The 12,625-nt window shown below is 61.8% G+C and carries 11 protein-coding genes; 4 read left to right on the top strand and 7 right to left on the bottom strand.

Features of this window, described 5'->3' with window-relative positions; translation table 11 throughout:
* Nucleotides 1-57: 57 nt before the first annotated feature.
* The 3 genes from ACM6I6_RS26985 to ACM6I6_RS26975 all read right to left on the bottom strand — a co-directional run bounded on the left by ACM6I6_RS26985 (nucleotide 58) and on the right by ACM6I6_RS26975 (nucleotide 3,027).
* On the bottom strand, nucleotides 58-930 hold the full coding sequence (locus ACM6I6_RS26985) for an ATPase (RefSeq protein WP_414920949.1): 873 nt from the start codon (nucleotides 928-930) through the stop codon (nucleotides 58-60).
* A 108-nt stretch (nucleotides 931-1,038) separates the two neighbouring features.
* Nucleotides 1,039-2,031 (bottom strand): NAD-dependent epimerase/dehydratase family protein, encoded by a 993-nt coding sequence (locus ACM6I6_RS26980; RefSeq protein ID WP_323626992.1) that lies wholly within the window; start codon nucleotides 2,029-2,031, stop codon nucleotides 1,039-1,041.
* A gap of 96 nt (nucleotides 2,032-2,127) precedes the next feature.
* Nucleotides 2,128-3,027 carry a LysR family transcriptional regulator ArgP gene (locus ACM6I6_RS26975; RefSeq protein ID WP_274074309.1) on the bottom strand — a complete coding sequence of 300 codons (900 nt, stop codon included), beginning with the start codon at nucleotides 3,025-3,027 and terminating at the stop codon, nucleotides 2,128-2,130.
* A 96-nt stretch (nucleotides 3,028-3,123) separates the two neighbouring features.
* Between ACM6I6_RS26975 and ACM6I6_RS26970 the strand changes: the two genes are divergently transcribed.
* The 3 genes from ACM6I6_RS26970 (at nucleotide 3,124) to ACM6I6_RS26960 (ending at nucleotide 4,907) form a co-directional block, all read left to right on the top strand.
* A complete protein-coding gene (locus ACM6I6_RS26970; RefSeq protein ID WP_414920948.1) occupies nucleotides 3,124-3,525 on the top strand; it encodes an ACT domain-containing protein in 402 nt (133 codons plus the stop codon).
* Between the two features lie 5 nt (nucleotides 3,526-3,530).
* The gene (locus tag ACM6I6_RS26965) at nucleotides 3,531-4,133 is read left to right on the top strand and encodes a LysE/ArgO family amino acid transporter (RefSeq protein WP_274074307.1); all 603 of its coding nucleotides are present in this window, start codon (nucleotides 3,531-3,533) and stop codon (nucleotides 4,131-4,133) included.
* A 177-nt stretch (nucleotides 4,134-4,310) separates the two neighbouring features.
* Complete coding sequence (locus ACM6I6_RS26960; protein ID WP_274074306.1) at nucleotides 4,311-4,907, top strand: superoxide dismutase; 597 nt, start codon at nucleotides 4,311-4,313, stop codon at nucleotides 4,905-4,907.
* Between the two features lie 116 nt (nucleotides 4,908-5,023).
* On the opposite strand, the gene ACM6I6_RS26955 is transcribed toward ACM6I6_RS26960, so the two are convergent.
* Nucleotides 5,024-5,335 (bottom strand): YqfO family protein, encoded by a 312-nt coding sequence (locus tag ACM6I6_RS26955; RefSeq protein ID WP_274074305.1) that lies wholly within the window; start codon nucleotides 5,333-5,335, stop codon nucleotides 5,024-5,026.
* A 5-nt stretch (nucleotides 5,336-5,340) separates the two neighbouring features.
* Nucleotides 5,341-9,237 carry a phosphoribosylformylglycinamidine synthase gene (gene purL, locus ACM6I6_RS26950; RefSeq protein WP_323626995.1) on the bottom strand — a complete coding sequence of 1,299 codons (3,897 nt, stop codon included), beginning with the start codon at nucleotides 9,235-9,237 and terminating at the stop codon, nucleotides 5,341-5,343.
* A 285-nt stretch (nucleotides 9,238-9,522) separates the two neighbouring features.
* Here purL and mltF point away from each other — a divergent pair, with 285 nt between their 5' ends.
* A complete protein-coding gene (gene mltF, locus ACM6I6_RS26945; RefSeq protein WP_323607851.1) occupies nucleotides 9,523-10,983 on the top strand; it encodes a membrane-bound lytic murein transglycosylase MltF in 1,461 nt (486 codons plus the stop codon).
* Between the two features lie 126 nt (nucleotides 10,984-11,109).
* Here mltF and pdxJ read toward each other — a convergent pair whose 3' ends face one another.
* Nucleotides 11,110-11,853 carry a pyridoxine 5'-phosphate synthase gene (gene pdxJ / locus ACM6I6_RS26940; RefSeq protein WP_323607852.1) on the bottom strand — a complete coding sequence of 248 codons (744 nt, stop codon included), beginning with the start codon at nucleotides 11,851-11,853 and terminating at the stop codon, nucleotides 11,110-11,112.
* 49 nt (nucleotides 11,854-11,902) lie between these two features.
* Complete coding sequence (gene recO, locus ACM6I6_RS26935) at nucleotides 11,903-12,586, bottom strand: DNA repair protein RecO (protein WP_323607853.1); 684 nt, start codon at nucleotides 12,584-12,586, stop codon at nucleotides 11,903-11,905.
* Nucleotides 12,587-12,625: the final 39 nt, after the last annotated feature.

Below are 12,625 nucleotides of genomic sequence, written 5' to 3'. Positions count from 1 at the left end.
GCAATGGCGTGGGTGCGGGAGGGATTCATTCCCGGCGAACCGGGAATGAACCAGGGCTTACTGGCGAGTGCGCAACTGCTGCTGCAGGTACTGGATCTGCGCTTGCAGGGAGTTGATGGTCCGGGTGACCTGGCTGCGGAACGCATCGAACTCCGCCAGGTTGGCGCTTTGAGAAGCGCCCGAACGGTTTTCCTGCTGGCTTTTGAGGACAACGATGTCCTGCTCCAGACGGTCGATGGCGGCGCCTGGATTGCCCTGTTTCTTCAGGGCCGTGATGTCAGCCCCCAGGCTTTTAAGCTGCGCATCGAATTTTTCGGTGTCCGCCGGGGTGTCCTTCAGGGTGGTCAGTTCAGCGCTCAAGGCTTTGACCTGCGCCTGCAATTGCGTATCGGCATTCTGCTGCTCGGTGTACTGGGCGCTCATCTGGGCCAGGCGCTTGTCGAGCTCGCTGGTTTGCGCGGTCATCTGCGCCAGGCGCTTGTCCAGGTCCGATGCCTGGCCGGCGACGCCCAGCTGTTGCTTGCCCTGATCCTGCAACTGGTTTTCCAGCTGTTTGATTTGCAGTTTCAGCGCTTCGCTGTCGCTGGTGACGTTAGTCTGGCTGGCGACCACCTTGCCGGAAATATCCTGCAGGCGCCCCGCCGCTTCTTCACTGATACGCGCAAAGCTTTCCTGGGTCGCCACCAGCTGTTGCTCCATCAGCGAAATCTGCTGGAAGCTCCACCAGGCAAGGCCCGCGAAGGCAAAGAGCAAGGCGCCGACCAGGGCCCACAACGGCCCTGTGCTCGCCGCCTTGACCCTGACCGCGGGCGGTGTGCGCGAATGCACGGTGGTGCGGGTGGTCTTCGGGTAATCATCGTCATCGAGGATGTCTGCACGCAGGCTCGGTACATCGTCGAAGTCATCGTGGGCATCGTTACGCATGGACATTGAGTCAACCTTTGTGAAACACGGTGATGGCTTGATGCGGCGCAGTATAACCCCCCATGGCCGCATCGATTGACCCCGGACCCGAACCTCGGTTCAGTGCGGCAGGTATCAGCGAAGGTCCTGGGCCTTCCACCAGGCGCAAAATTCATCGAGCGCCGTCCAGAGACTGACCTTGGGGTCGTAGTCCAGATAATGCCGGGCGCGGCTGATATCCAGGGTGAAATTCTTCTTCATGACCTGCATGCCCAGGCGCGACAGGGTCGGTTCGGGACGTCCCGGCCACAGCTTGCAGAACCCCTCGTTGAGCGCCGCGACGCTGTAGCCCAGGCCGTAGGAACGGTAGCGCGTCACTTGTGGGACTTCCATCCTGCGCATCACGTAATTGACCACGTCCCACAACGGGATCGGCGTTCCGTTGCTGATGTTGTACACCTTGCCCAGGGCTGAACCGCTGGCCAGCAAACTGCTGAGCAAGGCTTCATTGAGGTTTTGCACACTGGTGAAATCGACCTTGTTCAAGCCGTTGCCGATGATCGCCAGGCGCCCCTTGCGCTGCATGTTCAGCAGCCGCGGGAAGATGCTCATGTCGCCCGCACCGGTGACGAAACGCGGACGCAGCGCCAGGGTTTCCAGGCCAAACTCCTGGGCACCGAAGACTTTCTGCTCAGCCAGGTACTTGGTCGCGGCGTACGGATGCTTGAAGCGTTTGGGCACTTGTTCTTCGGTCAGCCCCAGGTGATCGCGGCCATCGAAATAGATCGACGGCGACGACAGATGCACCAGGCGCCGCACCCGCTGTTTCAGGCAGGCTTCGACCACGTTTTCGGTGACCTGGACGTTGCCCAGATGAAAGTCCTGATAACGCCCCCACAGGCCAACGGCACCGGCGCAATGCACCACGGCCTCAACCCCGGAACACAGGTCGTGGGCCAGGATCGGATCGCTCAAGTCGCCCTGGACGAACTCGGCGCCACGGCGCACCAGGTGCTCGACACTTTCGGCCCGGCGACCGTTGACCCGCACGTCCAGGCCCTGCTCCAGGGCGAATCGCGCAAAGCGCCCGCCAATGAAGCCGCTTGCGCCGGTGACCAGAATTTTCATGAAGTATTCCTTCGGATACAGCTGCGAGATTCAAGCTTCAAGCTGTAAGTTAAATATGATGCGCAGGTTGTTCTCTTGCCGCTTGCAGCTTGACGCTCAAATCTGCCCGAAGGGCACTAGACATTGCCTCGACGCCTGCACCAATTGCTCGGTCAACAACCCCAGCAACTGACCGCCATTGCGCCAATGATGCCAGTACAGCGGCACGTCGATCGGTTTATCTGGCAACAACTCCAGCAAAATGCCGCGTTCCAGCTGCTCGCGCACCTGCAGTTCCGGCACCAGGCCCCAGCCCAGTCCGGCCTCGGTGAGGCGAATGAACCCTTCGGACGAGGGGCACAGGTGGTGTTCGAAACCACCATCGACGCCCAGGGACGCCAGGTAGCGATGCTGCAGGAAGTCGTCCGGGCCGAAGACCAGCGCCGGGGTTCGGGCCAACTGATCGGCACGCACGCCGTGAGGAAAGTGCCGCGCAATGAACGCTGGGCTGGCCAGGGCCCGATAGCGCATGGCGCCGAGCAATACGCTGCGCGCACCGGCTACCGGGCGCTCGCTGGCACACAGACACGCCGCGACTTCGCCTGCACGCATGCGTTTGAGGCCGACGGTCTGGTCTTCGACCACCAGGTCCATCAACAGGTGTTGCTCTGCGCAAAAATCCCCCACCGCCCGGGCCCACCAGGTCGCCAGGCTGTCGGCATTCAGGGCGATCCGCAGGCGTTCGGGCAGGCCCTCTTCGTCCAGCGCCGGCACCAGCGTCTGCAAATCCCGCTCAAGCAGGCGCACCTGCTGCACGTGGTTGAGCAAACGCCGACCGATCTCGGTCGGTGACGGCGGCGTACCCCGCACCAGCACCGGTTGACCAACCCGCGCCTCGAGCAGTTTGATCCGCTGGGAAATGGCCGATTGCGACAACCCCAACACCTGGGCCGCCCGTTCGAAACCGGCCTGCTCGACCACCGCGGCCAGGGCAGAAAGCAATTTATAGTCGAACATCAGTTTTCCTAATGAGCGATCAGCAATATTGGTTTTTCTTATACAGGCTCGTACTGGAGAATGGCTAGCAAGAACTCTCCAACAAGGACCACCGATATGGCTGGTGAAACGTCATTGGCAACGCTGCTGCGCAGCATGAGCCCGCAACTCAACGCCGGCGACTACGTGTTCTGCACCCTGGGCGACGGCCAGTTGCCGGCGGGCCTGGACATCGTCGGCAGCTTTCGCGAGCAGGAAGGCCTGACCGTGATTCTCGAACGTTCCCAGGCTGAACAGGCCGGTTTCAGCTACGACTACGTCGCCGCGTGGATCACCCTGAACGTGCATTCGGCCCTCGAAGCTGTCGGCCTCACCGCGGCGTTCGCCACGGCCCTGGGCCAGGCAAGCATCAGCTGCAATGTGATCGCCGGTTATTACCACGACCATTTGTTCGTCGGCCAGGCCGACGCCGAGCGCGCCCTGCAAGTGTTGCGCGACCTGGCAGCCAACGCGGAGTAAAAGCCATGTGGCAAAGTTATGTGAACGGGCTGTTGGTGGCCTTCGGCCTGATCATGGCGATCGGCACGCAGAATGCATTTGTGCTGGCGCAGAGCCTGCGCCGCGAACATCACCTGCCGGTGGCGGCACTCTGCGTGGCCTGTGATGCCTTGCTGGTGGCCGCCGGTGTATTCGGCCTGGCGACGGTGCTGGCACAGAATCCCACCCTGTTGGCCATTGCCCGTTGGGGCGGCGCGGCGTTTCTGCTGTGGTACGGCAGTCAGGCACTGCGCCGCGCCTGCTCGAAGCAGAGCCTGCAACAAGGTGAAAACCAGACCGTGCGTTCGCTGCGCGCGGTAATGCTCAGTGCCCTCGCGGTGACGCTGCTCAATCCCCACGTCTATCTGGACACTGTGTTGCTGATCGGCTCCCTCGGCGCCCAGCAAACAGAACCCGGCGCTTACGTGGTAGGTGCGGCGAGTGCTTCATTGCTGTGGTTCTTCACCCTGGCGCTGGGTGCGGCGTGGCTCGCGCCATGGCTGGCTCGCCCGAGCACTTGGCGTATTCTTGATCTGTTGGTGGCCGTGATGATGTTTGCCGTAGCACTGCAGCTGATCACCGCTGGTTGAATTATTCCAAACGGCTCTGGAACCTCTATTCCACACAGTTGTTGCGTGGTTATGCCGCCACCCCGGTGCTATGATCCGAATCCCTGCGCCGCAAAGAGTACAAACTCCCCGGCGCTTGTTTGGCCGCCCGTGATCGGCCTTGCGCTCACCGCAACAGACCTGATTAGGAGAATCATCATGGCTTTCGAATTGCCGCCACTGCCGTACGCACACGATGCCCTGCAGCCGCACATCTCCAAGGAAACCCTGGAGTTTCACCACGACAAGCACCACAACACCTACGTCGTGAACCTGAACAACCTGGTGCCAGGCACCGAGTTCGAAGGCAAGACCCTGGAAGAAATCGTCAAGACTTCCTCGGGCGGCATTTTCAACAACGCCGCTCAAGTGTGGAACCACACTTTCTACTGGAACTGCCTGGCGCCAAACGCTGGCGGTCAACCAACCGGCGCGCTGGCTGAGGCCATCAACGCGGCCTTCGGTTCGTTCGACAAGTTCAAGGAAGAGTTCAGCAAGACTTCCATCGGCACCTTCGGCTCCGGCTGGGGCTGGCTGGTGAAAAAGGCTGACGGTTCCCTGGGCCTGGCCAGCACCATCGGTGCCGGCAACCCGCTGACCAGCGGCGACACCCCGCTGCTGACCTGCGACGTCTGGGAACACGCTTACTACATCGACTACCGCAACCTGCGTCCGAAGTACGTCGAAGCGTTCTGGAACCTGGTCAACTGGAAATTCGTGGCTGAGCAGTTCGAAGGCAAAACCTTCACCGCTTAAGCTCGATGCCCCAAAAAAACCCGGCTTTCATGCCGGGTTTTTTGTGGGTGCAGAAAATGAAGACAATAAAAAACCCGCTGACGAATCAGCGGGTTTTTTATTTGGCAGCCACAGGATCAGAAATCCTCCAACCGCCACACTTCATAAGCCGGCGTCTCATAGGGGTGACTCTGTTTCAGAGCCGCCACCACCGAGCCAATCAACTCATCGGCCACCACAAGCTCGACCTTCCATTCCTCGACTCGCTCGACCTGCCCGGCCTCGCCAATGAACGGCGTACTGCCGTCCAGTGGACGAAACTGGCCCTGGCCCAACACCTGCCAGGCGCAGTGATCGTAAGCGCCGATCCGCCCGCCACCGGCAGCGAATACGGCGCTCTTGACCACTTCGACATGACTGTCGGGAACGAAGAAAGCGAGCTTGTACACAGCTATCAGTTAACCCAGACGCGAGCATTACGGAACATACGCATCCAAGGCGCGTCTTCGTTCCAGTCTTCCGAACGCCACGAGTTCTGCACGGCACGGAACACACGCTCCGGGTGCGGCATCATGATGGTCACGCGACCGTCGCGGCTGGTCAAACCGGTGATCCCGCGCGGCGAGCCGTTCGGGTTGGCCGGGTAGCTTTCGGTGACCTTGCCGTGGTTGTCGACGAAACGCATCGCCACGCAACCGGACAGGTCGGCTTCCAGCAACGCTTCTTCGCTGGCGAACTCGGCATGGCCTTCACCGTGGGCGATGGCGATCGGCATGCGCGAACCGGCCATGCCCTGCAGGAAGATCGAGTTCGACTCCTGGATCTGCACCATGGCCACACGGGCTTCGAACTGCTCGGAACGGTTACGCACGAAGTGCGGCCAGAACTCGCTGCCCGGGATCAGCTCGTGCAGGTTGGACATCATCTGGCAACCGTTGCACACGCCGAGGGTGAAGCTGTCGTTACGCTCGAAGAAGCCCTGGAACGCATCACGGGCACGGCTGTTGAACAACGCCGACTTGGCCCAACCTTCACCGGCACCCAGTACGTCGCCGTAGGAGAAACCGCCGCACGCCACCATGCCCTTGAACTCGTTCAGGTCGACACGGCCGGCGAGGATGTCGCTCATGTGCACGTCGATCGCGTTGAAACCGGCGCGGTCGAACGCGGCCGCCATTTCCACCTGACCGTTGACGCCCTGCTCACGCAGCACGGCAACCTGTGGGCGGATGCCTTTCTTGATGTAAGGCGCGGCGATGTCCTGGTTGACGTCGTAGCTCAGCTTGACGCTCAGGCCCGGGTTGTCTTCTTCCAGCAGCACGTCGAACTCTTGATCGGCGCAGTCGGCGTTGTCGCGCAGACGCTGGATCTGGTAGCTGGTCTCGGCCCACTGGCGTTGCAGCAGACGACGCTGGCCTTCGAACACGGTGTCACCGTTGAAGGTGATGTTGATCTGGCCATTGTTGATCGGCTGACCGATCACCGACACGCACTCGCCCAGACCGGCAGCGCTGAACTGCGCGAGGATGTCCGCGGTAGCGTCCTGGCGAACCTGGATCACGGCGCCCAGTTCTTCGTTGAACAGGATCGCGGCGATGTCGGCGGACGTTTCCGCCAGGCCATCGAGGTTCAGGCTCAGGCCGCAGTGACCGGCGAACGCCATCTCGACCACGCTGGTCAACAGACCACCGTCGGAACGGTCGTGGTAGGCCAGCAGGTGACCGTCGGCGTTGAGGCCCTGGATCACCGCGAAGAAGGCCTTCAGGTCTTCGGCGTCGTCGACGTCCGGCGCCTGCTTGCCGAGCTTGCCGTGAACCTGCGCGAGGATCGAGGCGCCCATGCGGTTCTGGCCACGGCCCAGGTCGATCAGGATCAGGTCGGTGGTGCCCTTGTCCATGCGCAGTTGCGGGGTCAGGGTCTGACGGATGTCAGTCACTGGCGCGAAACCGGTCACGATCAGGGACATTGGCGAAGTCACGGACTTGTCCACGCCTTCATCGTTCCAGCGCGTGGCCATGGACATCGAGTCCTTGCCCACCGGAATGGTGATGCCCAGCTCAGGGCACAGTTCCATACCGACCGCTTTCACGGTGTCGTAGAGACGTGCGTCTTCGCCCGGGTGACCGGCGGCGGACATCCAGTTCGCCGACAGCTTGATGTCGGAGATCTTGCCGATGCGCGAAGCCGCGATGTTGGTCAGGGTTTCGCCGATGGCCATGCGGCCCGACGCCGGAGCGTCCAGCAGTGCCAGCGGAGTGCGCTCGCCCATCGCCATGGCTTCACCGGTGTAGACGTCGAAGCTGGTGGCGGTGACGGCAACGTCGGCCACTGGAACCTGCCACGGGCCGACCATCTGGTCGCGGGCCACGAGGCCGGTGATGGTGCGGTCGCCGATGGTGATCAGGAAGCTCTTGCTGGCCACAGCCGGGTGATGCAGGACGCGCTCGACGCACTCGCCGATGTCCAGGGTCGACGGATCGAAATCGTCGCCCAGCTCGTTTTCACGTACCACCGAACGGTGCATGCGCGGGGCTTTGCCCAGCAGCACTTCGAGCGGCATGTCCACCGGGCTGTTGCCGAAGTGGCTATCCGTAACAGTAAGCTGCGGCTCGGCAGTGGCTTCGCCGACGACGGCAAACGGGCAACGCTCACGTTCGCAGATTGCCTTGAAGCGCTCGAAGTCGGCCGGGCCGACGGCCAGTACGTAACGTTCCTGGGATTCGTTACTCCAGATTTCGTGCGGGGCCATGCCCGGCTCGTCGTTTGGAATGTTGCGCAGTTCGAAACGGCCACCGCGGTCGCCGTCGTTGACCAGTTCCGGGAAGGCGTTGGACAGACCGCCCGCACCCACGTCGTGGATGAAGCTGATCGGGTTCTTGTCGCCCAGCTGCCAGCAACGGTCGATGACTTCCTGGCAACGACGCTCCATCTCAGGGTTTTCGCGCTGTACGGAAGCGAAGTCCAGGTCCGCCGAGCTGGTGCCGGTGGCCATGGAGGAAGCCGCGCCGCCACCCAGGCCAATCAGCATCGCCGGGCCGCCGAGCACGATCAGCTTGGAGCCCACGACGATCTCGCCTTTCTTGACGTGTTCTTCACGGATGTTGCCCATGCCGCCAGCCAGCATGATCGGCTTGTGGTAACCGCGCACTTCATCGCCGTGCGGGGTGCTGATCGACTGTTCGAAAGTACGGAAGTAACCGGTCAGCGCCGGACGACCGAATTCGTTGTTGAACGCAGCGCCGCCCAGCGGGCCTTCGATCATGATGTCCAGCGCGGTCACGATGCGCTCGGGCTTGCCGTACGGCACTTCCCACGGCTGTTCGAAGCCAGGGATCTGCAGGTTGGACACGGTGAAGCCGGTCAGGCCAGCCTTCGGCTTGGCGCCACGACCGGTCGCGCCTTCGTCGCGGATCTCGCCACCGGAACCGGTGGATGCGCCCGGGAACGGGGCAATCGCGGTCGGGTGGTTGTGGGTCTCGACTTTCATCAGGATGTGCACCGGTTCCTGCACCGCGCCGTACTGGCGGGTTTCAGGGTCCGGGAAGAAACGCCCGGCCACGGAACCGACGATCACCGAAGCGTTGTCCTTGTATGCCGACAGAACGCCTTCGCTGTGCATCACGTAGGTGTTCTTGATCATGCCGAACAGGCTTTTTTCCTGGCTCTCGCCGTCGATGTCCCAACTGGCGTTGAAGATCTTGTGACGGCAGTGCTCGGAGTTGGCCTGGGCGAACATCATCAGTTCGATGTCGTGCGGGTTGCGCTTCAAGCCGACGAAAGCGTTGACCAGGTAGTCGATCTCGTCTTCGGCCAGGGCCAGGCCCAGCTCGGTGTTGGCTTTTTCCAGCGCGGCGCGGCCGCCACCCAACACGTCGATCGCGGTCAGGGGCTTGGGTTCGGCGTGGCTGAACAGGCCGGCGGCCTGTTCCAGGTTGCCCAGGACGATCTGGGTCATGCGGTCGTGCAGTGCATCGGCAATCAGCTGGGCGTCAGCATCGCTGAACTGGCCGGCGACGTAGAAGGCAATGCCGCGCTCCAGGCGCTGGATCTTGCCCAGGCCGCAGTTGCGAGCGATGTCGCTGGCCTTGCTCGACCATGGCGAGATGGTGCCGAAACGCGGCAACACCAGGAACAGACGACCGGTCGGTTCCTGGACCGGAACACTTGGACCGTACTTCAGAAGGCGCGCCAGCACCTGCTGTTCGTCGCCGGTCAGGACGCCGGTAACTTCGGCGAAGTGAGCGAATTCAGCATACAGGCCGCTGACAGCCGGAACCTTCTGGCTCAGTTGCTCAAGGAGCTTGCTGTGGCGAAAGGCAGAAAGGGCAGGAGCGCCGCGCAGGATCAACATCTTCGGGACAGCCTCGGGAAGGGGTGTGCTTTGAGGCCGTGCATTCTAGCCTAAACAGCCCGCGACAGCACCCGAAACGCTACGCACGGTTGCACTCGAGTGCCGATCTGTGTTTCTGCCCCGAGAGTCAGGTTAACCGGGCGTGTGGCGACAGCTTATTTTTACTGTATCAAAATGCACAAAAGGTCCATTCCTGCGGGCTTTCGGCCGGTTTTTCGATCGCTAGCAGATAGGCCCTTCGCTGTCGAGATATGGCGCCCGTGGTCCTTTGCGTATACTGCGCAGATGTTTTCCCCAACGGCTTTGCGTCCGCGGTACGCCAAATGGCTGATCGCAACCGGACTCTTCCTGATGCTCAGTGGCTGTGTTGATAAACCCAACACACTGGAGCGCGTAAAGGAGGATGGTGTGCTGCGGGTGGTTACCCGGAACAGCCCCGCCACCTACTTTCAGGATCGCAACGGTGAAACCGGCTTCGAATACGAGCTGGTGAAGCGCTTCGCCGACGATCTGGGGGTCGAGCTCAAGATCGAGACGGCCGACAACCTCGACGACCTGTTCGATCAGGTGGGCAAGCCCAATGGCCCGGTACTGGCGGCCGCTGGCCTGGTCAGCAGTGAAGCGCGCAAGAAGCAGGTGCGGTTTTCCCACTCCTACCTGGAAGTCACGCCGCAGATCATCTACCGCAACGGCAAGTCGCGCCCTACCGACGCCAAGGATCTGGTCGGCAAGAAGATCATGGTGCTCAAGGGCAGCACCCACGCCGAGCAGCTCGCACAGCTGAAACAGAAATTTCCCGGCATCGAATACGAAGAATCCGACGCGGTCGAGGTCGTGGATCTCCTGCGCATGGTCGACGAAGGTCAGATCGATCTGACACTGGTCGACTCCAATGAAGTGGCGATGAACCAGGTGTACTTCACCAACATCCGGGTCGCCTTCGACCTGGGGGATGCCAGCAACCAGAGCTGGGCCGTGGCCCCGGGTGACGACAACAGCCTGCTCAACGAGATCAACGAGTACCTCGACAAGGTCAAGAAGAACGGCACCCTGCAACGCCTCAAGGACCGTTACTACGGGCATGTCGATGTGCTCGGCTACATGGGCGCCACCACGTTCGCCCAGCACTTGCAGCAACGCCTGCCCAAGTACGAACAGCATTTCAAGGCGTACGCCAAGAAAGAGAAAGTCGATTGGCGCCTGCTGGCGGCCATCGGTTATCAGGAGTCGTTGTGGCAACCGACCGTCACGTCCAAGACCGGCGTGCGTGGCCTGATGATGCTGACCCAGAACACCGCGCAGGCCATGGGCGTGTCCAACCGCCTCGATCCGAAGCAGAGCATCATGGGCGGCGCCAAGTACCTGGCCTACATGAAAGAACAGTTGGACGATTCGATCCAGGAACCGGATCGCACCTGGTTTGCCCTGGCCGCCTACAACGTCGGCAGCGGTCACCTCGACGACGCCCGCAAGCTGGCCGCCAAGGAAGGATTGAATCCGGACAAATGGCTGGACGTGAAAAAGATCCTGCCGCGCCTGTCCGAGAAGAAGTGGTACAGCAAGACCCGTTACGGCTACGCCCGTGGCGGCGAACCGGTGCATTTCGTGGCGAACATCCGTCGCTACTACGACATCCTGACCTGGGTCACGCAGCCGCAGCTTGAAGGTGATCAGGTGGCCGAGGGTAACTTGCATGTGCCCGGCATCGACAAGTCCAAGCCGTCCCAGGAACCTGCCCCCCTCTAACATCCACCACCAAACAACTGTGGGAGCCAGCCTGCTGGCGATAGCGGTTCATCATTCAACATCTTTGTTGACTGACACTCCACTATCGCCAGCAGGCTAGCTCCCACATTGGTTTTGTGTTGTTGCTCAGGCCTTGGCCGCAGCCAGGATCAAGGCTTTCATTTCGGACACGGCGGATTTGAACCCCACAAACAACGCATGGGCCACCAGCGCATGCCCAATGTTCAGTTCGTTGATGCCCTTGATCGCCGCCACCGCCTCGACGTTGTGATAATGCAGGCCGTGGCCGGCATTGACGATCAGGCCTTGAGTCAGGCCGAACGCTACGCCATCGGCGACGCGCTTGAGTTCTTCAGCCACTTCGGTCGGCGTCTCGGCGTCGGCATAACGCCCGGTGTGCAGTTCGATGGCTGGCGCACCGACGCGACGCGAGGCCTCGATCTGCCGTTCGTCGGCATCGATGAACAGCGACACTTCCGAACCGATCTTCGACAGGCGCTCCACCGCGGCCTTGATCCGCGCTTCCTGCCCCGCCACATCCAGCCCGCCTTCGGTCGTCAGTTCCTGTCGGGTTTCCGGCACCAGGCAAATATGCGCCGGGCGAATACGCTCGGCGAACTGCATCATTTCCTCGGTGACGCCCATTTCGAAGTTCATGCGGGTTTGCAGCACGTCCTTGAGCAGCAGCACGTCGCGCTCCTGGATGTGCCGGCGGTCTTCACGCAGGTGCACGGTGATGCCGTCAGCGCCCGCCTCTTCCGCATCCAGTGCTGCCTTGACCGGGTCCGGGTAGCGAGTGCCCCGGGCCTGACGCAGGGTGGCAACGTGGTCGATGTTTACGCCAAGAAGAATGCGGGTGCTGGTGGTCACGGAAGCGCTCCAGAATCAGAAAAAGTTCGGTGCACAGCATACGGGGAGACTACGGCTTGCGAAACAGCTCGCGACTGACCAGAGGCCGGCCACCCAGGTGAACGGCCAGCGCCTGGCGCATCAGACGCTTGGCCGCCGACAACGCACCCGGTGCGCTCCAGTCAGCTTCAGCCATGGCCAGCAGCTCCGTGCCATTGAACAACCCGGGCTGCAGCAGATAGACCCGCTCCAGGCCCGCATCCACCTGCAAACGGTAAAGACCGTCTGGCGCAACGGGTTGGTCGTGGATATCGGTTTTCAGTGAAAAACCGTAGCCCAGGTCATCCAGCAAGCGCCATTCGAACGAGCGCAGCAACGGCTCCAGCGGACGGCCTTCGGCCAAGGCCAGCAAAGTCGCGGCATAGTGATCGAACACTGCGGGGAAAGGGTCTTCGGCAGGCAGCAGGCGAATCAACAGCTCATTGAGATAAAGCCCGCTGAACAGCGCCTCGCCGTTGAGCCAGGTGGCGATGCCGGCACTCTCCATGCGCCCGACGTTCTTCAGCTCGCCCCGCCCGCGAAACTCGACCTCCAACGGCACAAACGGGCGCGCCAGCGTCCCGGCCTTGCCCCGCGCGCTGCGCAACACCGCCCGCAGCCGACCTTGCGGCGTGAGGAAGTCCACCAGGGCGCTGCTTTCGCGGTAGGCACGGGAGTGGAGGACGTAGGCGGGTTGGGGGATGGGTTGGGACATGGAGATCAGAGCTCTCAATGAATAAACGCAGTTTTACAA

This window comes from Pseudomonas sp. IT-P218, assembly GCF_949767605.1.
In the GTDB taxonomy this organism is placed as follows: Bacteria; Pseudomonadota; Gammaproteobacteria; order Pseudomonadales; family Pseudomonadaceae; genus Aquipseudomonas; species Aquipseudomonas putida_AE.
Note: the sequence above shows the minus strand (reverse complement) of the source record. Positions and strands in the feature narration are given on the sequence as shown.